Here is a 24,359-nt window from a genome sequence, read left to right on the forward strand (position 1 = left end):
ATTGCTTTATATTGTTAAAGAACGTTGCGATTATAAAGTTGAACTTTATCTCGCTAGGGCTGCGCATATTACGCTTTCCTATTTTTTTGTCAACACTTAAATTTAAACTTTCTAAAAAGATTCAATCTAAGTTTCACTTAACACCCTGAGTTGTTCGTGCCTCGCTATGCGTTGCTGTTTCCCGTCTCAGTGGGGTCGCATTATAGGGAGATCCAAAAACAGATCAACCCTTTTTTGAAGAAAACTTGAAATAATGTGCTGTTCGCACATATTTACATCGAAATGGTTACTTTAAACACTAAAAAGGCCCTGATGGGCCTTTTTAATTAGTTTACTATGAGCATCCAGCCAAGTTTTCCTTGCTGTTTAGACTCTTGTTGCAGCTCGCTGGCCATTAACGGATGATCTTTTAACCAGTTACTTTCAAACTTAAGGTCTAACACTTCATTTTTAGCAGTTAACTTAAACTTAGGCAGTACATCATCTTGTCTGCGCATTGATAAAATGACTGCTATTCGTAGTAATCTCACTATATATTGCGCTAATAGACTATTTACGCCGAGTGAATTAAAACAACCTTTTGGAAAATCAGATCGATGTGCATCTGCTACCGCTACTATTAATTTATGCTCTGATTGTGAAAAACCAGGCATATCGGTATTTTCCAAAATATAAGCGGTATGTTTATGGTACTGCTTATACTCTATTAGTAATCCAACCTCATGAAGCTGCGCTACCGCTTTTAATAGTGGTAACCCATTTAAGCTTTCAATTGGCCAATCTTTATCAATACTCAGCGCTAACTGCATTGCCAAGCTAGAAACTCGACACGCTTGTTTTTGATCAACATGATAACGACTCATAAACCCATCAACTGTGCGTTTGCGAATGTCGTTATTATGAAACTCCGGAACCATGCTATATAAAACACCTTCACGCAGTGCTCCACCCGCCAATCCCATTTTTTCTATTTCAAGAGATTCAAATAGTGCGATTAAGATTGCAAGTCCTGATACAAATACCAGTCGACGGTCTTCACTTAATCCAGGAAGGTCTAGCGCTGCAATAGTGCTAAATGCAATTGCTTGATCTTTTATAGTGTTGAGCTTTTCAAGTGTAAGTAAGTCGTCAAGATTTTGCGCGACCATAATTTCTTGAATTGCTTGTACTGTACCAGAAGCTCCAGATGCAATTTGCCATCCAGCTGCTTTATACTCTGGAGAAATTTCATCCATAACTGTACGAGCCGCTTTTATTGCTGCGTTAAAGTTACTCTTACTTAGTTGGCAATCTTTAAAATAGCGTTCAAGATAGGTAACACAGCCCATATTGAGGCTTTTGTAATGTAGGGCATCAAATGCTTTACCAATTACAACTTCTGTACTTGCACCACCAATATCAATAACAAGCTGTTTGCCAGTACAAGATGAAGTATGGGCAACACCTTTATAAATTGTGCGCGCTTCTAATTCTCCGCTAATAACATTAATGTTATGGCCAAGAATCTTTTCTGCATGATTTTTAAATACGTCGGCGTTAGTTGCTAACCGTAAGGTAGCTGTTGCTACTATGGTGATGTTTTTATCTGGGATATCTTGTAGACGCTCAGCAAAAAGGGCAAGGCATTCCCAGCCTCGCTGCATTGCTTCAGTGCTCAATACGTTTCCTTTATCAAGCCCTGCGGCTAATCGGACTTTGCGTTTAACACGTCCAATTGTTTGTAGACCGCCAGCAATTGATTTGGCTATAAGCATATGAAAGCTATTTGAGCCCAAATCAATAACTGCGTACACATTTTTTTGCGGTTTAAGTTGCCCCACCGTTCAAAAACCTCTAGTTACTACTACTTATACAAACGGTCGTTTATGACCGTCCTTTTTGGTAACTATTATTTGGGCGACGTCCGCTGTTATTACTACGGTTACGTGGACCTGTTGAATAGTTGCGCTTTCTTTGAATAATAGGCTGAGTTAAATCATCTAGCAATGCTGTTTTATCATAATGTGATAAAGGAATGCTGTGCTCTATATATTCTTCAATTTCATGCAGGTTGTATGCATATTGCTCACATGCAAAACTAATTGCGTGGCCTGATGCACCAGCGCGGCCAGTACGGCCAATACGGTGAACATAATCTTCACAATCGTCAGGTAAATCAAAGTTAAACACATGACTTACTTCTGGAATATGAAGACCACGCGCTGCAACATCGGTCGCAACTAAAAAGTCTAAATCACCTTTGCTAAATTGCGCTAATATAGTTTGGCGTTTTTTCTGGTTAACATCACCAGTAAGCATACCTACACGATGACCGTCTGATTTAAGCCAAGCATATACTGTTTCACAACTATGCTTGGTATTTGCAAACACGATTGCTTTCTCTGGCCATTCTTCTTCAATTAAGGTTAACAACAGCTTAATTTTATCTTCTTGCGAAGGATGAAATAGCTCTTCTTGAATACGTTTACCCGTTTTAACGTCAGGTTCAATTTGAACATGCTCTGGGTTTGTCATGTGCTCAAAAGCTAATTCTTGTACGCGGTACGATAATGTGGCAGAAAATAATAAGTTTAAACGCTTTGATGTATCTGGCATGCGATCGAACATATAGCGAATATCTTTGATAAAACCTAAATCGAACATACGATCGGCTTCGTCCAGCACGACTACCTCAATTTCATTAAGGGTGTAACAGCCTTGCTTATACAGATCAATTAGGCGACCTGTAGTACCAATTAAAATATCAACGCCTTTTTCTAGTTGTGCACGTTGTTTTTCGTAATCTTCGCCACCATATACTAAACCTAAGTTAAGATTACAGTGCGGCGCTAAAATTTTAGCATCTTTGTGTATCTGAATCGCAAGCTCCCGAGTAGGGGCCATGATCAGGGCTCTTGGATGTTTACTAGGTGCTTTGCTAGATTGTAATAACCGATGGCACGTGGCAGTTAAAAACGCCAACGTTTTGCCTGTACCCGTTTGAGCTTGGCCCGCGATATCGCGTCCATCACAAATAAAAGGTAGGCATTTTGCTTGAATAGGTGTGCAATATTCAAACCCATTCTCGGTTAAACCGGCAACCACTTCCGGTGCGATAGCAAAGTCTGAAAACTTTTTATCGGTTAAATGTGTCTTAGTCATAGCGTTTAAGCATAACGTTTAAACTTGCAATAAGAAACAAGAGTGTTTAAATACGCACTAAATATTTCGCCTAACTAAATCGGAGAGCGCAATGAGCGAGAAAATAATCCAAATTACTGACGATAGCTTTGAAGCTGACGTATTACAATCAGACAAACCAGTACTAGTAGATTTCTGGGCTGAATGGTGTGGACCTTGTAAAATGATCGCCCCTATTCTTCACGAAGTTGCTGATGAATACGACAGCCGTGTGACTGTTGCTAAATTAAATATTGACCAAAATGCTGGCACACCGCCAAAGTTTGGTATTCGTGGTATCCCTACTTTACTTCTTTTTAAAGATGGCCAAGTAGCTGCAACGAAAGTAGGTGCTCTTTCAAAAACTCAACTTATCGAGTTTTTAGAAAACAACATCTAACGGTAAGCTAGAACAATAAAAAGGGCTTTTTGCCCTTTTTTAAATTTATTTTGTATAAAGACTGGACGCTTTGCCAGTGAACTGCTAGTTTATAAAGCCAACTAATCCTTAGTTATATTCAACAAACCTCACTCAACGATCAAAGCGATTTTGAGTATGACAACTGTAATAAAGAACCCACCAATATGCATTTACGCGAATTAAAAGACAAGTCGATTAAAGAGCTTGTAGACTTAGCTGAGTCCATGGGGCTCGAAAACGTAGCCCGCTTAAGAAAGCAAGATATCATTTTTGCCATTCTTAAATCCCATGCCAAAGGCGGAGAGAATATCTTCGGCGGCGGTGTATTAGAGATTTTACAAGATGGTTTCGGCTTCTTAAGATCATCAGAAGCCTCTTACTTAGCCGGGCCAGATGACATTTATGTTTCACCTAGCCAAATTCGCCGTTTCAGCATGCGTACTGGCGATTCAATTTCAGGCCTTATTCGTCCACCTAAAGACGGTGAACGTTACTTTGCTTTACTCAAAGTAAATGAAGTTAACTTTGATAAACCTGAAAACTCTCGAACTAAAATTCTTTTTGAAAACCTTACTCCACTACATGCAAACGAACGTTTTCGCATGGAACGTGGTAACGGCAGTAAAGAAGATATTACAGCCCGTGTACTTGATTTAGCATCTCCTATTGGCCGCGGCCAACGTGGCTTGTTAGTAGCTCCGCCAAAAGCGGGTAAAACAATGCTACTTCAAAACATTGCACAATCAATTACGCATAATCACCCTGATGTAACATTAATGGTTTTACTTATTGATGAACGTCCGGAAGAAGTAACAGAGATGCAACGCCTAGTTAAAGGTGAAGTTATTGCATCAACGTTCGATGAGCCAGCTTCTCGTCACGTACAAGTTGCCGAAATGGTTATCGAAAAAGCAAAACGCCTAGTTGAACATAAAAAAGATGTTGTTATCTTATTGGATTCAATCACTCGTTTAGCACGTGCTTATAACACCGTTATTCCTTCATCAGGTAAAGTACTTACTGGTGGTGTTGACGCTAACGCATTACATAAACCTAAGCGCTTCTTTGGTGCTGCACGTAACGTTGAGGAAGGTGGTAGCTTAACAATTATAGCTACAGCGCTTATCGATACCGGCTCTAAAATGGATGAAGTTATCTACGAAGAGTTTAAAGGTACTGGTAACATGGAACTTCACCTTAACCGTAAAATTGCGGAAAGACGTGTATTCCCTGCTATCGACTTTAATCGTTCAGGCACTCGTCGTGAAGAATTACTAACAAAACCAGATGAGCTTCAAAAGCTTTGGATTTTACGTAAAATTGTTCATGACATGTCAGAAATTGATGCGATGGAATTCTTAATCGATAAACTATCGATGAGCAAAACCAATGATGAATTTTTTGATTCGATGAGACGCCAATAAAGCGTTTTAGCTGAATAAAAAAAGCGCCTAAGGCGCTTTTTTTATGTCGGGATTAAACACAGTTTAACTTTCGTTATACTTTTTAAGTACACTCTGCAGCGTATCAACGAGCGCTTTAAAGTCATTCGCACTACTTTTTTGGGTCCTGCGTAAAAGGGCTCTATCTAAACTTTGAGCCGATTGCGCAATTTCATCTAAACCAAACATTTGCGCCGCTCCTAAAATGCGATGACTATCTTTTTGTAGCGCGGCTAAATCTTCACTTATGAAATGCTGAGTAATCGTTTCACTCTCCAAAGCAAAGCTTTGCTTAAAACTAATGACAAGATCGCTCATATCAACTTCATTTTGCTTTGTAATTGGCTGATCTTCTGCACTATATAGGTGGCTGGAAAGCGCTTTATAAAATGACTCTTTATCTATCGGTTTACCTAAGTAACCACTAAACCCTAACTCTAAATAGCCATCCACTTCATGACTCATAGCATTTGCAGTTAAAGCAAAAATAGGCCGCTCAAAACCACACTGTTTTAATAGCTGAAAAGCAGAACGCCCATCCATCACAGGCATTTGAATATCGAGTAGCACTAAATCAGGATACTCTTTTAAGCACTGCTCTACCGCTTGCTCACCGTTTTCAACGGCAATAACCTCGAGCCCCATTGAACGTAAATAGCGGCTTATTAACCTTCGATTATCAAGGTGATCTTCTGCAAGTACAACACGCCCTGCCAATTGCTTATTTACCTTTGGAGCACTTTGAGTTTCAATCAGGCTTTGCGATTTATTTACTTCTGCGCACGGTAAAAAGAACGAAAACTGACTGCCCTTTTTGTATTCGCTTTGTACACTGATATAACCGCCCATCATCGCGGCTAATTGTTGCGATAAGCTAAGGCCTAACCCTGTCCCCCCAAAGCGACGGCTAATACTGTTATCAGCTTGGCTAAAGCATTCAAAAATAAGCTTTAACTGTTTAGAGCTCATACCAATACCGGTATCTTTTACAATAATCACTAGCCCTTGTTCACTCTTATTTAAAGCAATAATGATTTGGCCAGCGTGAGTAAACTTAATAGCATTAGCACATAAATTTATAAGAATCTGTTTTACGCGTATTAAATCCAGCTTAGTGTAAAACTCATTACCCACTTGATTGTCTAAAATGAGGCGTAGATTTTTTGCTTTTGCTTGAGTGATAAACATTGCATGTACGTCATTTACAAGCTCTACAATATCAAAGCACGAAATATTTAACTCTAATCTATTGGCTTCAATTTTACTTAAATCGAGCACGTCGTTTATTAAGCTTTTTAAATGGTCACTGTGACGCTGAATTACTCTTAGTTCATCTTTAAGTGACTCAGGCTCATATAATTCATTAATTAAAGCATCTGTTTGCCCTAAAATAGCCGTTAGTGGAGTGCGGATTTCGTGGCTAATATTGGCCAAAAACTGGCTTTTAACATCGTTAGCTTCTCTTAGCTCCTGTGCTATTGCTTGTAACTCGGCAGTGCGCTGCGTAACTTGCTCTGTTAACTGCTGCTTAGCGCGTTTTTCTGCGCCACGGCGGTAAAGCGCAATACCAGTTACAACAACCAAAAGTAATAGTAAAAAAGAGAATAAAGTAAGCTGAGAGCGCTGCGACATTTTTAGCTCTTGCACACGTCGATCTTGTTTAAGTTTTTCTATCTCTTGGTTTAATTGGGTTGCTTTAAATTGATGCTGAAGTACCGCTAATGCATTTATAATTGCTGTACTTCTGAGTTTTCGCAGCTCACTAATATATTCTTGTTGCAAGGCCATTGCGCTTGAATAATCGCCTTTACTGGCTTCAAGTAGTGCTTTAGTCCCTAAACCCTCCCTAATTATTCGCTCACTGCCATATTCATGGGCAAGTGAAATAGCTCTATCTAAACTTATTTTCGCCTCTTCTAAGTTGCCTTTAACAAACTGAATTTTACCAAGCGCATGTAGCGCATTAAGCTCTAAATTATGGTTACCTATTTTAAGCGCATAATACTCACCTAATTTAGCTTGCTCGTATGCTTCATCTACTTTTTTTAACACTAAATTAGTATTTGCCAAGTTAGTATATTGCGTAGATAACTTATTGTAATCATTGGCTGAAATATAATAACGCAGCGCTAGCTGGTAATAATGAAGTGCTAAGTCAAATTGATTACTCTCCATATGAGCAACACCCATATTGTTGTATACCTGCGCAATACCGCTTTTATCATCTAACCGCTGATAAACTTTAAGTACATCTTGATAAAGACTAAATGCACTATCGTAGCGTGATAAGCGTATATAAACGCCTGCTATATTAAGTAATATGTCGGTTTGATCTTGCTCACTACCGTGCGCTTCGTAAATAGCTTTTGCCTTTAAGTAAAACTCTAGGGTATCGCCTAGCTTATTCATATTAAAATAAGCCAAACCAATATTATTTAGTAAATTTGCTTGTTCAAGTAGTTGTTCATTTTTTTCAGCTAATACTAGGGTGCGGGTATATTCACTTATGGCCTTTTGAAATAGGCCTTGATAAAAAAGTGCTACACCTTGCATTTTTATTGCACGAAAGTGCTCGTCAGGAAAGAAAGTATCTGAAGTGTTTTTTTCTAATAATTTAAAATAGTGTAAAGATTCTTTAAAATTATCAGCCGATAACGCACTATTACCTAATGCCGAATAAACAGCGACACGCTCTTTTTTAGAAACGTTTTTATTAGCAAGTAACGTATTTGCTAATTGTAATTTAGGCTCCCACTGCACTTCGTTTTTGAATTGCTCAAATAACGAATCACTATTTTGGGCATAGCTAGGAGCTATTAGTACACAGCATATAGTAAATAAGAGGCATTTAAACTTGCCCAGCATAATTTTAATCCTTCAAACCGTTACTTATATCAGTGTAATCTTTATTGAAGATACACTAACTACTAGGGCCTAAACAATGCTTAACCCACTGATTGATGAGATTTTTGAGCTGATATTAACAAAGCAGATTTGGCAAGTTCATACTTTAGCAGCAGAACTGACAAACCGCAGCGCAATAACAACTCTCGATAAAAGCCCTGAACGTGATTTATTTAAACGCAACTTTTTAATTATGAATGCATTGTACCAACTGCAGGCACAATTACGCCCTCAGAGTTTACTCATTTCAACTCTGCATATCGAGCTTTTAGAAAAAGAAGGTAATAGCTTAGTAACAACAAACGAAAATTTGCGAGATTATTATTTAGATTGGCATAATTACGATACGGATAAAGATCAAATTGATGAGCTTTTGAATAGTTTTTGGCGTCAGTTTAAAACGACATCACCACAACAAGCATTAAATGAAAATGAATTTAAAGCGTTAGCTTTAGAATGGAAGTTACCTGAAAATTTCACTCTTAAAAACGTTCAAAAGCGCTGGAGACAACTTGCATTACAAATGCACCCAGATAAACCAAATGGTTGTGAAGTTAAGTTTAAAAAAATAAAATTACAATACGAGCAGCTAAAGGTAACTGCTCGCTAATTTGTTAATTTAGCGGTTTAAATTAACGAGTAAGGCGACGAGCGCGTATTTTACGCCCTTTAATGTTGCCTTCGGTTAGTTTGCGAAGTGCTGGTTTTGATGAGTTACGTTCAACAGCAACAAATGCTACGTTATCAAGTACGTTAATTTTACCTACTTGACGACCTGCAACCCCATCCTTACCTGTTAGAGCACCAAGAATATCGCCTGCACGTACTTTTTGCTTTTTACCTGAATCAATCATCAAAGTAACCATTTCAGGTCGGTACGGCGGTTTATCTAATAAATTAAACGGCGGCATTTGTTCTGGAGTAATATCACGCTCGTAATGATCGCCAATTTGTGCAACTTTAAACGCTTCAGCTTCACCGTAAATAGAACAAGCAATGCCCTTTTTACCAGCACGCCCAGTTCGGCCAACACGGTGAACATGTGTTTGCGTGTCATGTGCTAAATGGTAGTTAATAACCATATCCATGTCATCAATATCTAAACCTCGTGCAGCAACATCGGTTGCAACAAGTATTGAAGCGCTTTTATTTGAAAAGTGAATTAGCGTACGTTCACGATCGCGTTGCTCTAAGTCACCGTGCAATGCAACAGCGCTGAAGCCTTCGTCAGCTAAATCATCACACACTTGTTGAGTTTCTACTTTGGTATTACAAAATACAACACAGCTTTGTGGTGTAAATTTAAGAAGTAATAACTTAAGCGTTGGATAGCGCTGCTTATTGTTATCCATTTTATAGAAGTACTGCTTAATTGTGCTTTTTGCTTGCTCTTCTTCTACTTTAACCATTTCTGGGTTTTTAAGTACACGCTTAGCAATTGCTTCAATGGCTCTTGGGAATGTAGCACTAAATAACAATGTTTGACGATTTTGTGGAATACGCTCAATAATTGCATCAAGTGTGTCTTGAAAACCCATATCAAGCATTTGATCGGCTTCATCAAGCACCAATGTTTCCACATCATCTAAACGTAGAGTACCTTTACGAATATGGTCATCAACACGCCCTGGCGTGCCAACAATAATATGCGCGCCATGTTCAAGTGAACCTATTTGCGGGCCAATTGAAACACCACCACATAACGTCAATATTTTAATGTTATGAATGCCGCGCGCTAATTTACGCATTTCTACCGCAACCTGCTCGGCAAGTTCGCGAGTCGGACACAAGACTAAAGATTGAATACGAAAGCGTTTTACGTTTAATTTAGCTAACACACCCAAGCTAAACGCAGCAGTTTTACCTGAACCGGTTTTTGCCTGAGCAATGATGTCTTTACCAGCAAGTACAGGCGGCAAACTTTGCGCTTGTACAGGTGTCATGTGGGCATAGCCAAGTGTTGATAAGTTATCAACGAGTCCAGCCGGTAAAGCCAAAGATGAAAAAGCAGTTGAAGTCACAGTAAGTTCCATAGCAATAAAATAACATGGGAGAAAGCCCCACTAATATGCAGCTTATAATAGCAGAATTCGTAATTGGCAACCATTAACAAACACATTATAAAACATGTTAATGAAAGGTGTTGAAAATGATAGTAGTTTGCATTAAGATCGCGATTGTTTTTTTACATACCTGCGCTGGAAGCAATTAATGAAACTGAATTCTATTTACATAGCACTATTAGCAAGCATTACAACAAGCACATATGCAAACACTACCGACCTTGAACGCATAGAAGTAAAGGGTAGCTACTTTAACGATTACAAAGTAGATAACGCTAATGGCGCAATGAGAACATCAGCTTCATTACTTGAAACTGCACAATCTGTCACTGTAATAACCGACACTATTATTAGCGAACAGCTTGCCACTACACTTGGCGAAGTACTCACAAATGACGCAAGCTTAACTGCAGGCTCACAACAACGAAATCGTGAAGTATTTAACTTACGTGGCTTTGAGCTGAGCTCATCGACAGGTTATTTACGCGACGGTCATCAGCATTGGTCGCACTATCAGCAACCAATCGAAATTTTGCAGCAAGTTGAAGTAATTAAAGGCCCATCAAGTATTTTATATGGTCAGTCTGGCCCGGGTGGCTTGGTTAACATGGTAACTAAAAAGCCTACAGCACAAACACTATTTAATGCCAGTGCCGATGTAGATCAGCATGGCTCAACGCGCTTTATGGTTGACGCTGCAGGTGCCTTGACTGAATCGGAAGATTTACGTGCTCGCGGGATTTTAGTAAAGCAAGACGTTGACTACTGGCGTGAGTACCAAAACGGTGAAAACCGTGAGCGTGACCGCTTTTTAGGTGCATTAGTTGTAGATTACGATATTAGCGATAACGCATTAGTACGTGTGCATTACGACCGCACAGATGACGAAGCAGGTTTAGATACTGGCGCATGGATAGACGATAATGCCAATGTAATTGGTAGCGATAAAACAATCCGTGATATGTCTTGGGCATTTACCGACATAACAGTAGAAAACCTAGGTGTAGACCTAGAAGTATTTTTAACCGATAACTGGCAAGTAAAACTTGGCTATAACGAACAAACGTTTGAACGTCAACGCTTTGAGTCAGCATCTCGCATGCCTAGTAGCTTTGCTGAAGGTGACAGCTATGAATCTCGTCCTTACGACCGTTTTGACGATTGGCAATTTAAAACTGCATTTATTGATTTTATTGGTGAATTTAAAACAGGTAGCTTACAGCATCAGTTTTTAATTGGCGCAAACTCGCTAGATTACTACTACGGGCAACGCCGTACTTCTGCTGACTACTTTGATTTTTCTGCAGGACAAGCAGAACCATCACGCCCATCTGTAAGTTATAAAACAGATGATACAGTAAGCGAAACTGAATACGACTATTACGGTATTTACGTTCAGGACTTAATTTCATTCTCACCACAATGGCAATTATCGCTAGGTGGCCGTTACGACAAACAAACACGAGAAGGTGCAGATAACGAGTCATTTGTACCAAAGGTAGGTGTGCTTTATCATCCAAATACTTCGGCAACTATATATGCTAGTTACTCAGAAGGTTTTGAGCCTCAAGGTAGTGAATCTCTGATAGATGAAACCGATGTAAATAATGGCATGAAGCTAGATGCCATTACCTCAGAGCAAAGAGAGATTGGTATTAAATGGCAATTATTTGATGACCGTTTACTGCTTACAGGTGCACTTTTTGATATTAGTAAAGAAGGCACACTTGTTAGCGAACAGCTTGAGACGCCTATTGGCTCATTCACAAGTGAAACAAACCAAGTGGGTGAACAACGCCATAAAGGTGTTGAAGTAAGCGCACAAGGTGCTGCTACTGACCGCTTATTTGTTATGGCATCAACTATGTATCTAGATGCTAACTTTGAACGCGATGAAGTATTGGAAGGTAAGCGCCCTACCGATGCACCAAAATGGTCGGCATCACTTTGGACTCGTTATGAATTAAACGACGCCATTGCCATTAACGCTGGCGCTTTTTATGAAGGCGAGCGCTTTGCAGATAGCGATAATACAATTACTAAAGATGCATATACACGTGTTGATGTAGGCGCCACTTATAAGTTTAACTTAAGCAATACCGATATTAACTTACGCCTTAACATCGAAAACTTATTTGATAATAGCTATTTAGGTGGTGGCGGCACGAGTAATGTAACTGTTGGCGAGGGCACAAATCTTCGTTTAGCAGCGCAATTTAGCTTTTAATTAAATGCTTAAATAACAGCTTTAAAATATAGCCCGCGTACATTTACGCGGGCTTTTTTTATATCTAAACGTTTATACCTAACAGCATTAAACCTATTACAAAGCCTATTCATCTCATCTATTTTTTTATCATGTTTGTTACATGTTCTAATAGCGCTAATTATTAAAAAGGCTTACCCAAATGAAAAAATTAATTACCGCACTGCTGCTTACTAGTAGTATGGCTGCAAACGCTAACAACGCCGAATTTACCCAAAAGCAATTACAACAAGTCAATGAAGTGCGCACCTCTGTTCTAAATAGTGGTTTAAGCTATAAATTACTAGAGTCATTAACAACTGAAGTAGGACCTCGCTTACCTGGTACTGAAAATGATAAAAAAGCAGTGGCATGGGCTAAAGCTAAATTTAATGAGCTTGGTTTTGATAAAGTATGGCTTGAAGAAGCGACTTTTCCTGAATGGCGCCGTTATAGCGAAAGCGGAAAAATACTAACACCAAGCGAGCAACCTCTACATTTAACTGCATTAGGTAACAGTATAAGCACGCCTAAAGATGGGATCACAGCACCAGTAGTCTTGTTCGAAACACTTGATGAGTTAATTGCAGCACCAGAAAATAGCCTAAAAGGTAAAATTGCGTATATTAATTACCGCATGAACCGCGATATAGACGGGAATGGTTACGGACCTGCTGTAAAAGCACGTGGCACAGGCGCGATAGAAGCATCTAAAAAAGGGGCTGTTGCCTACATGATGCGCTCGGTAAGTACTGGTCATCATCGTTTTGCACACACTGGCGGTAGTTACTACAAAGAAGGTGTTACAAAAATACCTAATGTAACCATTGCTAACCCAGATGCCGATCAGATTGCACGACTCATTGCTTTAGATAAAGACGTATCGGTAAATATTAATGTGCAAACCGAAAGCCTTGGTGAAGGCACAGGTTATAACGTTATTGGCCAATTTAATGGTACCGAAAACCCTGAGCAATATGTATTAATTGGCGGGCATTTAGATTCTTGGGACTTAGGAACTGGCGCACTAGATGACGGCGCAGGCGTTGCGCTAACAATGGCAGCCGCTAAGCATATTAGCGATGTAAAACGTCCTAAGCGCAGTATTCGTGTGGTACTTTTTGCAGCCGAAGAGCTAGGCCTTTGGGGTGCAAAAGCCTATTTTGCAAAGCATAAAAACGAGCTAAGCAATATTGTTGCAGCAGCTGAGTCTGATTTTGGCGCCGATGTTGTATATGCTTTTGAATCGAACGTAAGCGCAGAGTCACTTCCTGTAGTGCGTGCTATTGCAAAAGAACTTTCGCCGTTAAATATTGAGCATATTGGTAAAAACCAAGCGAATGGTGGCCCAGATCTGATTCCACTTAAAGCAGCAACCTCAGCACCTATTTTTGAACTTGCTCAAGATGGAACAGATTACTTTGATTACCATCATACAGCTGACGATACGCTTGATAAAGTAACACCTGCTAAGCTGCGTCAAAATACCGCTGCATACGCTGTATTTGCTCTAATGGCTGCTGATGCAAAAACAACAATTAAGCCTAAAGCTCAAAATAAGTAATAACTGACATACTTACTTACAGTTTGTGGCTTTAACTAACACGCTTCTTGTTTTACCTTTAGGTAATTAAACAAGGAGCGTGCTTTATGTTACTTTTCAACACGAGTGAATCATTTCCACATTTTGCACAAACAACACGCTGCCCTCATTGTCAAAGCGACGCCTACCATTTAGTAAATAAAAGCCGCTATTTACGGTTTAGTATTTTACCTATGCTTGCCTTAAAATTAAGTTATAAACGCGAGTGCTATCAATGCGGAAAAAGCGAACCTGTAAAAATAACGCAACTACCGTTAATAGAAAAACTAAGCCTACCTAAATACTTTATTGGTGTATTTTTATTACTTTGGATTGTTTTATTTTTTTATCAACAGCACCTTAATAGCGAGACTCAAAAGAAAAACTATTTAAATACGCCTAAAATATATGATACTTACTTAGTACACGCCGACAAATTTACACACGAGCCCTGGACCCTAACCAATTTAAAAATTGCTCAAGTTTTAAATTTTGACGAACAATTTATTACCTTTCAGATAAGCAACTACAGCTATAAACGTAATAATAGTATTACTTTGGCAATGCGTACTAGCCAGCTAATTCAAGACAATTACTTTTCCACTAAAACAATCACCCTCCCTCGTGATGAAGTAGCACGCCTTTACAACGACGAAGCTATTTACGACGTGCTGCGCCCCTATGCCAACATCCTTTATGGTGGGTTTGTGATGCATCCTCCCAAACCTAAGCCACTATATAAAGGCTTAAAGCTCGATAAAAACAATCAACAAGGCATTATTTACTTTAAAGATGGTTTGTTTGTTGAAGCATTTAATAGCTTTAAACAAGCTGCTGAAGCGGGCTCTCAATGGGGGCAATTAAATTTAGCGCAAATGTATCGTGATGGTCAGGGAATAGATCAGGATCAACAGCAGGCTATTTATTGGTACAAAAAGGCCATTGAGCAAAAAAATACTAAAGCACAATTTGAATTGGAATCTCTTTGTAAAATAGCTAGCTGTGAATAAAGCAGCAAGTATGTTACTTGCTGCTTTAATATTTTATAACTCTAAATGTTTATCTAAAAAATTAATTACTTGTTTGTAGTAAGCAGTTCTGTGTTCTTCTTTGTAAAAACCATGGCCCTCATCCTCCAATAACACGTACTTATAAGGATGGTTAGCTTTTTTCAATGCAGCAATTAATGATTCGGCTTGTTCAATAGGGGCTCGTGCATCTTCACCTGCGTGAACTATGAACACAGCTGCTTTAAGCTTATCTATATTATAGCTAGGTGAAAATGCCTTCATAAGCGTTTCATCAGTGCCTAAAACGTTTTCAAGATAGTTTTGTCCTGTACTACGCCCTGAAATATCACCTTCTTCAAACATTAGAGGTAGGTCATAAATACCAACTGTTCCAATTGCACACTTAAACATGTCTGGTTCTAAAATGGCGCTCTGCAAAGCTGAATAAGCACCAAAGCTTGCTCCCATTATACAAATGTTGTTTTTGTTTACCGTTCCATTAGAAATTAAAAACTTAACACCATCAATAATATCAAACTGAATATCAGAACCCCACTTTTGGTAACCTGATTCTTCGAAGTTTCGACCAAACCCACCTGAACCTCTAAAATTAACTCTTAGTACAGCCATTCCCCTACTTGCTAATAACTGTACCTCAGAATCATAACCCCAATAATCACGAGGGCCATGTGGACCGCCATGAGGCATTACAACTAGAGGTAAGTTTTTATCTTCAAGACCATTAGGAACAGTTAAATACCCATAAATAGTTAAACCATCCCGAGTTTTATATTGAATAGGTTTTGTCTTTGAAAGCTCATTTTCGTTCAGCCAGCCACGCGCTGAAAATAATATTCTTAGCTTATTTTGTACCCCATCGTATAAGTAATATTTACCAGGGTTGGTATCACTTGATGCGTAAATAACATTAATATCGCCATTAGAGGTGCTACTGACTAACTGCACTTGGTCGCCCTGTAATGCTTCTATCAAAGACTTTAAACGAACACTTTTATGAGAGTCTTTATCTATAAAAGCATAGTTTGGATAACCTAACTCACTTTCTATTGCAAATAATTCTTTTGAAACTTCATCAACCCACACTCTTTTTGGAGATACATATTGTTCTTGATGAACTAATTCAATTTCCTTAGTATTTAAATTTAGTTTATATAACCCTTCAGCCTCTCCACCAACAGAAGCAGTCATATAAATGTTGTCACCAGACTTATCAAAAGCTTTTAGTCTAATATCGCCATAACTAACCTCTCCTAAATTTAATTTCTCCCAGTCACCGCCATCTTTTGCCTTAGTATGTATTTTTGCATCTATATAATTATCTGTAGATACTGAAACTCGAACATTACCATCATGATCAGTTAAAAATTCAGCCATACGTGATGGAGACAAAGTAACTTGCTTCCTTTTGCCCGTATATACATCTACTTCATAGACAATAGTATGCGGTTCATTACTCGAGGTCCAAGGATAGGTAACTACTAACATTTTTCTTTTGTTAGTAACTAAGGGATCTAATACAAATGAAGTTCCGTATAAAGGAGTCTGCCTTTTAAGGCGTGTACCTGTTTGCATTTCACCATGGTAACCAATTAGATATTTACCTCTAGCTCCATTAGCATTTACGCCAAATATCTCACCATGATATTCAGGGTGGTCTTGCCACCCTTTTAAATACTCTTTAGTAACAACAACTCGTTCATTATTAACCCAATGATAATCACCAACTTGAGCATTTCCTTCAAAGGCAACTGCATGAAGCATTTTAAAGTTTTCAGTATCAAAAATAACAAGCGCATTTTTACCTGCAACTTTATTTATAACCGCTAAATACTCGCCGCCTGGAGAAATAGTAGCGTGATTAAACTCTTTATTTTTACTGAAGTACTCCACGGGGATTTGGGGCTGCTTTGAGAAGCTAAAAAAGCTTACAAATAACAGAAGTACTAACAAGTTACATCTTAAAAGAAAATTCATCATAATTCCCTGTATTAACAACAAGAAGTCATAATATATAAAGCCTTATAAAATGTAACGAAAATGATAACTAAATGTGTCTGCTATTTTTTAATTAACTTTGTATAACCTACATGTATAAGCACAACAACTAAGCCAGCAATCACGCCTAGCAAACCATCAAACAATAGAGGAGCCAATACCTCTCCTGTACCGCCAGCAACAGATTGGGCATAGTTTGTTACATCGACTTGAGTATGATGCAGTAACTCAACACCATGTACTAAAATCCCGCCACCTACTAAAAACATCGCGATGGTGCCCGCAAATGCTAAAAACTGCATCAACCTAGGCGCTGCTGCGAGTAAGCCTTTCCCAAGTAATTCTTTAAATTGATTAGCTGACACTTTAGATTGGTTGAGTAAATAAAGTCCGGCATCATCCAGTTTTACAATACCTGCCACTAAGCCATAAACACCAATAGTCATTATAATTGCGATAACACAAAGCACTAAAGCTTGATTAAGCAATGTAGCACCTGCCACAGTACCTAAAGTAATCACAATAATTTCGGCAGAAAGAATAAAGTCGGTTCTTATTGCCCCTTTTATTTTTTGTTTTTCGTACTCAACTAAATCTAACTTTTCATCTTCGTCTACCGCTTCACTGTTATGAGGCAAAAACTTAGCAAATACTTTTTCAGCTCCCTCAAAACATAAAAACAAACCACCCATCATTAAAAGCGGTGTTATTAACCAAGGCAGCCATACGCTTATTAATAAAGCAGCGGGTACGAGTATCGCTTTATTTAAAAATGAGCCCTTTGCCACAGCCCAAACAACCGGTAATTCACGCTCTGCTGCTACACCTGTAACCTGCTGTGCATTGAGCGCTAAGTCATCGCCTAATACACCTGCTGTTTTTTTTGTTGCTACCTTACTCATTGTCGCAATGTCATCAAGTAAAGTGGTTATATCATCTAATAATGTTAAAAGGTTAGTGCCTGCCATAAAGCTTCCGAGCTCAAAAAATATTGCTATAAACATAACTTAAAGCGCTACTTTCACCAACGGTTAATTTTGCTTTGTTATTCTTACATTAGATTAAAATTTTGCCCTGTGTTTTAACTAACGTTTAAAGAAGATGGGAGGAAAAATGAAAGTATATTTAGCATTAATCGCTATTTTACTAAGCTTAACCGCATGTAGTGATTTAAAAACCAGTACTGCTTACCAATGCGATGATGAGAGCGTAAAACTCAATATTATTAATAATTCTGAAGCCGAACTTATCTTTAACAATAAAGTGCATGTACTTAATCACGAAAAAAGTGCATCTGGGAATAAATATATAAGTGAAGAGGTACTGTTTTGGGGTAAGGGTAATGAAGCCATGTTAATCATTGCAGGTAAAAAAAGACAGTGCACCAAGGTTTAACATAAAAACAACCAATAAATTACAACAATGCTACAATAATTAAAGACCCATTATTGTGATGAAGTTATGCGTTCAATTGCGATCAAACATAAAATAATTTTAGCCTTTACAGCCATTGGCATATTGGTGCTAACAAGTAGTGTATTTTTTTATTGGTCATTAAACAAAATTAGCGTTAACAATACCCGAACCGAAAAATTAGCGGTTCCGGTACAACAGTTCAGCAAAGATTTAAGGCTATCATTACTGTCTATTACCAAATTTAACGCTTTAGCTTACAGCCAAGCAAACCTTGATTTACTTCAACAAAATAAAAAACAGGCGCAAGTTGAGCAACTACAATTTAGCGATATGCTCAATTCGTTAAGCGCTCAACTAAATCAACAAATAACCATGCAAAATTTACTCACCAGTACCAACGCAGGCTTCGAGCAACTGACTGAAGTAAGTGTCGCAATGTTTAGCGCTAAAGAGCGTAAGTTTGTAGCGCAAAATTCCACCATAGAATTATCAGCAACGTTTAACGAGCAACTTTACAATTTAAGTTCTAACTTACTTGATATAGAACTTTTAGAAGTGCCTGTAAAACAGCAGGCGTTACTTAATGCTATGTTTGGAACAGCGACCCGTATAGACGATTTATTGTTTAACTTAAGCAATAATATAAAAAGCATTACTCAAACTGCAAGTATCAATGATTTAAATAGTCATCAGCAAGATACTCTATTTCTACTAGATAACATCCAACCTAATTTCACCTATTTAGAGCAACAAGCGCTACCTTTTAATAATGCGTTTAATGCTAAAAATTTAACGGCTAAGTTTAATCAATTAAGAGAATTGCTTAACAACGATACAGGAATTTATGCCCAACAAAATAAAGTACTCAAAAGTGCTATTGCTGCGGCTCAAAATTTTGAACACTTTCAACAGCAATTTATAACAACAGAAGGTCAGCTTATTGAACTTAATAAATTGGCTGATGAGCGCTTTAATGCCTTACAAACTAATGCAAAGGCCGCCATAAATACAGGGATTAGTTCTGTAGTAATTATTACGATTGTTTTAATTATATTGATTATCGCTATCTCTATTTTTACAACTCGCGCAATGCTAAAACCGCTTAAAAAAGTAAACCGCGACTTAGCCCGAATCGCCTCAGGTGATTTATCAAAGCGAAGCCACCCACGTAGTAAGGATGAATTTGGTACTTTGCTAAATAACATAAATAAACTCAGTGAAGACCTGACTAACCTAATTGGTGCAATTAGTAGTGACGCCCACGAGCTAGACCGCAGCGCTATTAAAACCAGTGAAAAAGGTCAGCAAATGACGGTTGTTGCACAACAGCAGTTAGAGCGAAGCGCGCAGGCAACATCGCTTGCACAAAATATGCTAATCAACTCACAAGCGGTTTATGAACAAGCAGATAAAACATCAAGTGAAATAACAAACGCATCGCAATTTGCAAATGATGTAAACGAGATTGCTAATCAAAATAGTCTAAGTATAGAAACTTTATTGCAGCGTCTTGATAAAGCAGTAGGCAGCACAGAAGAACTCGCACAGTACACCCAGCTTATTGAAGCCATTGTTGAAACAATTAGTAGCATTGCCGAGCAGACTAACTTACTTGCACTTAATGCTGCAATTGAAGCAGCGCGAGCGGGTGAAAACGGACGCGGGTTTGCTGTAGTTGCTGATGAGGTTCGATCATTAGCTGCACGAACACAAACCTCGACTAGCGAAATAAACACCATGATCCAAACATTGCAACAACACACTAAAACAACTCAAGAACACATTACTGATGGCCAACACCAAGCCAAGCAATGTGTTAAAAACAGCACTGAACTAAATAAAGCCGTAGAGCGTATTAAAAGCACATTGTTGTCTGTTAATCAGATGAGTGAGCAAATTGCTCATGCATCACATGAGCAATTGACTAACAGTGGCGACATTCAACAAATAATGGCAAAGGTGACAGAGCAAGCAACCTTGAATGCCCAAAACGCGACAACCCTAGCAAGCGAAAGTGAAGACGTAAACCAACTTGCACACTCTTTAACGAGTGCCGTAGAGCGCTTTAAGTTTTAAGTGCAAGTAATGACTTGCCTTGCATGAAATGGGTATAATACTTTAACTCTTTTGCTTAATAGCGGCCCACAATGAAATATAAAGATCTACGTGATTTTATCGATTTGCTTGAAAAAAAAGGCGAACTTAAACGTATCACCCAAGAAATCGACCCGTATCTTGAAATGACCGAAATATCTGATCGCACATTGCGTGCAAAAGGCCCTGCGTTATTATTTGAAAACCCAAAAGGCTACGATATGCCGGTGCTTACCAACTTATTTGGTACACCAAAACGCGTAGCAATGGGCATGGGCCAAACAGATGTTAGCGAGCTTCGCGAAGTGGGCAAGCTACTCGCCTTTTTAAAAGAACCTGATCCACCAAAGGGTATTAAAGAAGCTCTAGGCGCTATACCTATTTTTAAGCAAGTGCTTAATATGCCTGCAAAAGAAGTTAAAAAAGCGCCTTGCCAACAAGTAGTTTTAGAAGGTGATGATGTAGATTTAACTAAATTACCTATTCAACATTGCTGGCCAGGTGATGCAGCACCATTAATTACTTGGGGCCTTACAGTTACCAAAGGGCCTTATAAAAAGCGCCAAAATTTAGGTATTTATCGCCAACAATTATTAGGCAAAAATAAAATAATTATGCGCTGGTTGTCACATCGTGGTGGCGCGCTTGATTTTCAAGAATGGTGTAAAGAAAACCCAGGGCAACCCTACCCTGTATCGGTAGCATTAGGTGCCGATCCTGCCACTATATTAGGTGCCGTAACGCCTGTACCTGACACTCTAAGCGAATATGCATTCGCTGGGTTATTACGTGGCAGCAGAACCGAAGTTGTAAAATCTATTTCAAATGACCTACAAGTCCCTGCCAGTGCAGAAATAGTACTTGAAGGTTACATAATGCCTGGTGAAATGGCGCCAGAAGGCCCTTATGGTGACCATACCGGTTACTATAATGAAGTCGATGACTTTCCAGTAATGACGGTCACTCATTTAACGCATCGTAAAGATCCTATTTATCACAGCACATTTACCGGCCGTCCGCCTGATGAGCCTGCTATTTTAGGTGTGGCACTTAATGAAGTGTTTGTGCCGATACTACAAAAGCAATTCCCTGAAATTGTCGACTTTTACCTTCCGCCTGAAGGGTGCTCATATCGTATGGCGATTGTAACAATGAAAAAACAATATCCAGGCCATGCTAAGCGCGTGATGATGGGAGTTTGGTCGTTCTTACGCCAGTTTATGTACACCAAATTTGTAATCGTCTGCGATGACGATGTTAACGCCCGCGATTGGGAAGATGTTATTTGGGCTATAACAACCCGAATGGATCCAGCACGTGATACAACATTAATAGAGAACACACCTATTGATTATCTCGATTTTGCATCGCCAGTCTCAGGTCTTGGTTCAAAAATGGGAATGGATGCTACCAATAAATGGCCTGGCGAAACCACCCGCGAATGGGGCGAGCCTATTGTTATGGATAAAGACACCAAAGACCGTGTAGATGATATTTGGGAAAGCCTTAATATTGTTTAAGTGTTTATATGTAAGTACATATCAGGCTATAAAATAACCCTGCAGATATGCTAGAATCGAGCTATTCGATTGCGTATCTGCTGTTACAAGCGCTGCTAAAAGGTAAAAAATGCAAACATTAAAAGCTGAAGTTGTAGCTATCAGCCCACTTACAGAATTTGTTCATAAAGTAATTTTAAAGCCACAACAACCGGTGACCTTTGAAGCTGGCCAATACATGCAACTCGTATTAGGCGAAAAAGACAAACGTGCTTTTTCTATAGCTAGTCGCCCTTCACAGTGCGATGCAATAGAACTGCATATTGGCGCCTCAGGTGCCGATTCGTATGCAATGCAATCGTTAGAGCATTTACGAAACGCCCATACCACAGGGCAGTTAGTAGACATTGAAGCTGGCTTGGGTATTTCACAGTTGCGCCTGCAATGTGAGCGCCCTATTATTTTACTCGCCGGTGGTACTGGTTTTTCATACGCAAAATCAATGGCTGATCATTTAGCTGAAATAAAATGCGACCGTCCTGTGTTGTTTTACTGGGGCGTAAAAGAAGAATCTGCTTTATACGCACACACAGAAATGCAAGCATGGGCAGATAGCCATGAGAACTTTAAGTTTATTCCTGTAGTAGAAAATCCATCTGCTAATTGGCAAGGACACACTGGCTATGTACACAAAGCAGTAATGCAAGATATTGTGTCACTAGAACCATACGATATTTATATGGCAGGTCGTTTTGACATGATAGGTATTGTCCGTGATGACTTTATTACTCATGGTGCAATTCGTGAAAACATGTACGCAGATGCATTCGCATTTATCAAATAATTGAAATTTACTTTCAGTTATAAATAAAGGCACCTAATCGGTGCCTTTATTTTTATAACAACAAATATTTAATAGTTAAAACCTATCAGCTCCATCAATATAAACAATTTCCTAAATCCCTATCTATAAACCATACTTTGTATAGAACATCAGCGGGAGAGACCCAAATGCTAAATACAAAAGTAAAAGATTTTATGCAACGCAAGTTGCCAAATATCACACCAGATACAGAAATGACGACAGCCATAGCAGAACTACAAAAATTTAAACTACTTGGCGCACCAGTATTTGATAAAGATAAATACTTAGTTGGATTTATATCAGAGCAAGAGCTGTTACAACCACTTACTCAAAGCAGTTATTTTTGTGATGGGATGGTTAAAGTATCGCAGCTTATGCAAACAGAGGTAGTGACCGTTAGCGGCGATACCAACATTATTGAGCTTGCACAGCAGATGCAGCCTGGTAAACCAAAAAACTATCCTGTTGTAGAGGGCATTAAAGTAATCGGTATGATCAGCCGAGCAGACGTACTTAAAGCACTTTACGATAATTACATAAGCTGCCAAACACGCTAAATTGCAGATACAAAAATGCCGCTTATATAAAGCGGCATTTTTAATGCTCTTACATTAACGTGAGCTAACGAGTGCTAAAAGTTCTTTTTTATCGCCATCGCTTAAAAATGCTATTTCTAAAGCATTTTTTTGGGCTTTTTCCATATCAGCTTGAGATAAGCCTGCTTTAGGTGCAGCAACGGTATATTCATACTCAATTTCAATACCTTCAACCGCAGGATCATCAGTATTAATACACGCTAAAATACCATGATCTAAAAACTGTTTAAGTGGGTGCTTAGTTAAATCGTTTACTGTACTGGTTTGAATATTACTTGTTAAGCATGACTCAATACCAATACGGTTATCGCGTAAATAATCCATTAGTTTTGGATCTTCAATTGCTTTAACGCCATGCCCTATTCTGCTCGCACCCAACTCATTAATTGCTTGCCAAATACTTGGAGCACCAAGTGCTTCTCCAGCATGGACAGTCGAAGCTAAATACGCATTTCGTACTTGTTTAAAGTGCTCTACAAACAACTCACCCGGGAAGCCAATTTCGTCACCGGCTAAATCAACAGCAACTAAATCATTTTTAAATGCGAGTAATGCATCAAGCTCTTTTTGACACGTTTTTACGCCATAAGTACGCGATAAAATACCAATCAAGTTAGCTTTTATATTTGCGCCTTTTGTTGCTGATTTAATACCATCAACAACTGCCTCTACAACGCCTTCTGGGTGTAAACCTTGGCTTTGTGCCATGTAGTAAGGGCTAAATCGAAGCTCCACATAATCAAGACCTTGTGCTTGTGCATCTTCAATGTTTTCAATTGCGATACGTCTACACGCATCGTAGTCGCCAAGCACAGTAACTCCCCAATCTAACTTCTGTAAAAAAGCCATGAGGTTTGGTTCAGGATCAATAACTTGAACATGAGGGATTAATGCTTCAACGTTATCTGCAGGTAGCTCTATATTAAACTGTCGACCAAGTTCTAATATGGTTTGCGCACGTACATTACCGTCTAAATGGCGGTGAATATCTAGCAAAGGTAATTTTCTATTGATCATAATAGCAACCCAGTTTAGTTAAATTTGCGC

Annotated in this window: 18 protein-coding genes; 11 read left to right on the forward strand and 7 right to left on the reverse strand. The window is 38.8% G+C overall.

Going from position 1 to position 24,359, the window contains the following annotated elements; translation table 11 throughout:
• Window positions 1-326: 326 nt before the first annotated feature.
• Together gppA and rhlB are read right to left on the reverse strand one after the other, a co-directional pair.
• Entirely contained in the window at window positions 327-1,820 is a 1,494-nt protein-coding gene (gppA, locus tag H5087_RS11165; protein ID WP_182672062.1) for a guanosine-5'-triphosphate,3'-diphosphate diphosphatase, read from the reverse strand.
• Window positions 1,821-1,863: 43 nt separating this feature from the next.
• A complete protein-coding gene (gene rhlB / locus H5087_RS11170; RefSeq protein WP_002960940.1) occupies window positions 1,864-3,141 on the reverse strand; it encodes an ATP-dependent RNA helicase RhlB in 1,278 nt (425 codons plus the stop codon).
• A 91-nt stretch (window positions 3,142-3,232) separates the two neighbouring features.
• On the opposite strand from rhlB, the gene trxA reads away from it, so the two are divergent.
• Together trxA and rho are read left to right on the forward strand one after the other, a co-directional pair.
• The gene (trxA, locus tag H5087_RS11175; RefSeq protein ID WP_002960942.1) at window positions 3,233-3,559 is read left to right on the forward strand and encodes a thioredoxin TrxA; all 327 of its coding nucleotides are present in this window, start codon (window positions 3,233-3,235) and stop codon (window positions 3,557-3,559) included.
• A gap of 185 nt (window positions 3,560-3,744) precedes the next feature.
• Entirely contained in the window at window positions 3,745-5,004 is a 1,260-nt protein-coding gene (rho, locus tag H5087_RS11180; RefSeq protein ID WP_002960945.1) for a transcription termination factor Rho, read from the forward strand.
• Window positions 5,005-5,067: 63 nt separating this feature from the next.
• Here rho and H5087_RS11185 read toward each other — a convergent pair whose 3' ends face one another.
• Window positions 5,068-7,887 (reverse strand): ATP-binding protein, encoded by a 2,820-nt coding sequence (locus tag H5087_RS11185; protein WP_182672063.1) that lies wholly within the window; start codon window positions 7,885-7,887, stop codon window positions 5,068-5,070.
• Between the two features lie 76 nt (window positions 7,888-7,963).
• Between H5087_RS11185 and H5087_RS11190 the strand changes: the two genes are divergently transcribed.
• Complete coding sequence (locus H5087_RS11190) at window positions 7,964-8,536, forward strand: DNA-J related domain-containing protein (RefSeq protein WP_182672064.1); 573 nt, start codon at window positions 7,964-7,966, stop codon at window positions 8,534-8,536.
• A 22-nt stretch (window positions 8,537-8,558) separates the two neighbouring features.
• Here H5087_RS11190 and dbpA read toward each other — a convergent pair whose 3' ends face one another.
• Complete coding sequence (gene dbpA, locus H5087_RS11195) at window positions 8,559-9,947, reverse strand: ATP-dependent RNA helicase DbpA (RefSeq protein WP_182672065.1); 1,389 nt, start codon at window positions 9,945-9,947, stop codon at window positions 8,559-8,561.
• A 190-nt stretch (window positions 9,948-10,137) separates the two neighbouring features.
• Here dbpA and H5087_RS11200 point away from each other — a divergent pair, with 190 nt between their 5' ends.
• The 3 genes from H5087_RS11200 to H5087_RS11210 all read left to right on the forward strand — a co-directional run bounded on the left by H5087_RS11200 (window position 10,138) and on the right by H5087_RS11210 (window position 14,826).
• Window positions 10,138-12,216 carry a TonB-dependent siderophore receptor gene (locus H5087_RS11200; protein WP_182672066.1) on the forward strand — a complete coding sequence of 693 codons (2,079 nt, stop codon included), beginning with the start codon at window positions 10,138-10,140 and terminating at the stop codon, window positions 12,214-12,216.
• A gap of 181 nt (window positions 12,217-12,397) precedes the next feature.
• Complete coding sequence (locus tag H5087_RS11205; protein ID WP_182672067.1) at window positions 12,398-13,798, forward strand: M20/M25/M40 family metallo-hydrolase; 1,401 nt, start codon at window positions 12,398-12,400, stop codon at window positions 13,796-13,798.
• An 86-nt stretch (window positions 13,799-13,884) separates the two neighbouring features.
• Entirely contained in the window at window positions 13,885-14,826 is a 942-nt protein-coding gene (locus tag H5087_RS11210; protein WP_182672068.1) for a tetratricopeptide repeat protein, read from the forward strand.
• A 33-nt stretch (window positions 14,827-14,859) separates the two neighbouring features.
• Here H5087_RS11210 and H5087_RS11215 read toward each other — a convergent pair whose 3' ends face one another.
• Both H5087_RS11215 and H5087_RS11220 read right to left on the reverse strand, forming a co-directional pair.
• Window positions 14,860-16,824 carry a S9 family peptidase gene (locus H5087_RS11215; protein ID WP_259397766.1) on the reverse strand — a complete coding sequence of 655 codons (1,965 nt, stop codon included), beginning with the start codon at window positions 16,822-16,824 and terminating at the stop codon, window positions 14,860-14,862.
• Window positions 16,825-16,904: 80 nt separating this feature from the next.
• Window positions 16,905-17,810 carry a DUF808 domain-containing protein gene (locus H5087_RS11220; protein ID WP_182672069.1) on the reverse strand — a complete coding sequence of 302 codons (906 nt, stop codon included), beginning with the start codon at window positions 17,808-17,810 and terminating at the stop codon, window positions 16,905-16,907.
• A gap of 145 nt (window positions 17,811-17,955) precedes the next feature.
• On the opposite strand from H5087_RS11220, the gene H5087_RS11225 reads away from it, so the two are divergent.
• The 5 genes from H5087_RS11225 (at window position 17,956) to H5087_RS11245 (ending at window position 23,273) form a co-directional block, all read left to right on the forward strand.
• Window positions 17,956-18,237: an MliC family protein gene (locus H5087_RS11225; RefSeq protein WP_024595167.1), complete on the forward strand. Its 282-nt coding sequence runs from the start codon at window positions 17,956-17,958 to the stop codon at window positions 18,235-18,237.
• A 66-nt stretch (window positions 18,238-18,303) separates the two neighbouring features.
• On the forward strand, window positions 18,304-20,334 hold the full coding sequence (locus tag H5087_RS11230; RefSeq protein ID WP_182672070.1) for a methyl-accepting chemotaxis protein: 2,031 nt from the start codon (window positions 18,304-18,306) through the stop codon (window positions 20,332-20,334).
• Between the two features lie 71 nt (window positions 20,335-20,405).
• Window positions 20,406-21,872: a 4-hydroxy-3-polyprenylbenzoate decarboxylase gene (gene ubiD / locus H5087_RS11235; RefSeq protein ID WP_002960958.1), complete on the forward strand. Its 1,467-nt coding sequence runs from the start codon at window positions 20,406-20,408 to the stop codon at window positions 21,870-21,872.
• A 109-nt stretch (window positions 21,873-21,981) separates the two neighbouring features.
• Window positions 21,982-22,695, forward strand: a complete 714-nt coding sequence (fre, locus tag H5087_RS11240) for an NAD(P)H-flavin reductase (protein WP_149594663.1) — start codon at window positions 21,982-21,984, stop codon at window positions 22,693-22,695.
• A 167-nt stretch (window positions 22,696-22,862) separates the two neighbouring features.
• Window positions 22,863-23,273 (forward strand): CBS domain-containing protein, encoded by a 411-nt coding sequence (locus H5087_RS11245; RefSeq protein ID WP_182672071.1) that lies wholly within the window; start codon window positions 22,863-22,865, stop codon window positions 23,271-23,273.
• A gap of 54 nt (window positions 23,274-23,327) precedes the next feature.
• Here H5087_RS11245 and add read toward each other — a convergent pair whose 3' ends face one another.
• Window positions 23,328-24,329, reverse strand: coding sequence for an adenosine deaminase (add, locus tag H5087_RS11250; RefSeq protein WP_182672072.1), 1,002 nt, complete (start codon window positions 24,327-24,329; stop codon window positions 23,328-23,330).
• Window positions 24,330-24,359 lie beyond the last annotated feature (30 nt).

Source organism: Pseudoalteromonas sp. SR43-7 (assembly GCF_014163785.1).
Lineage (GTDB): Bacteria > Pseudomonadota > Gammaproteobacteria > Enterobacterales > Alteromonadaceae > Pseudoalteromonas > Pseudoalteromonas distincta.

What these genes read in the sequence shown, in the direction of transcription:
- rhlB (WP_002960940.1), bottom strand. Translation starts at nt 3,141, where the DNA reads ATGACTAAGACACATTTAACCGATAAAAAGTTTTCAGACTTTGCTATC.
- trxA (WP_002960942.1), top strand. Translation starts at nt 3,233, where the DNA reads ATGAGCGAGAAAATAATCCAAATTACTGACGATAGCTTTGAAGCTGAC.
- rho (WP_002960945.1), top strand. Translation starts at nt 3,745, where the DNA reads ATGCATTTACGCGAATTAAAAGACAAGTCGATTAAAGAGCTTGTAGAC.
- H5087_RS11185 (WP_182672063.1), bottom strand. Translation starts at nt 7,887, where the DNA reads ATGCTGGGCAAGTTTAAATGCCTCTTATTTACTATATGCTGTGTACTA.
- H5087_RS11190 (WP_182672064.1), top strand. Translation starts at nt 7,964, where the DNA reads ATGCTTAACCCACTGATTGATGAGATTTTTGAGCTGATATTAACAAAG.
- H5087_RS11200 (WP_182672066.1), top strand. Translation starts at nt 10,138, where the DNA reads ATGAAACTGAATTCTATTTACATAGCACTATTAGCAAGCATTACAACA.
- H5087_RS11205 (WP_182672067.1), top strand. Translation starts at nt 12,398, where the DNA reads ATGAAAAAATTAATTACCGCACTGCTGCTTACTAGTAGTATGGCTGCA.
- H5087_RS11210 (WP_182672068.1), top strand. Translation starts at nt 13,885, where the DNA reads ATGTTACTTTTCAACACGAGTGAATCATTTCCACATTTTGCACAAACA.
- H5087_RS11215 (WP_259397766.1), bottom strand. Translation starts at nt 16,824, where the DNA reads ATGATGAATTTTCTTTTAAGATGTAACTTGTTAGTACTTCTGTTATTT.
- H5087_RS11220 (WP_182672069.1), bottom strand. Translation starts at nt 17,810, where the DNA reads ATGGCAGGCACTAACCTTTTAACATTATTAGATGATATAACCACTTTA.
- H5087_RS11225 (WP_024595167.1), top strand. Translation starts at nt 17,956, where the DNA reads ATGAAAGTATATTTAGCATTAATCGCTATTTTACTAAGCTTAACCGCA.
- H5087_RS11230 (WP_182672070.1), top strand. Translation starts at nt 18,304, where the DNA reads ATGCGTTCAATTGCGATCAAACATAAAATAATTTTAGCCTTTACAGCC.
- ubiD (WP_002960958.1), top strand. Translation starts at nt 20,406, where the DNA reads ATGAAATATAAAGATCTACGTGATTTTATCGATTTGCTTGAAAAAAAA.
- fre (WP_149594663.1), top strand. Translation starts at nt 21,982, where the DNA reads ATGCAAACATTAAAAGCTGAAGTTGTAGCTATCAGCCCACTTACAGAA.
- H5087_RS11245 (WP_182672071.1), top strand. Translation starts at nt 22,863, where the DNA reads ATGCTAAATACAAAAGTAAAAGATTTTATGCAACGCAAGTTGCCAAAT.
- add (WP_182672072.1), bottom strand. Translation starts at nt 24,329, where the DNA reads ATGATCAATAGAAAATTACCTTTGCTAGATATTCACCGCCATTTAGAC.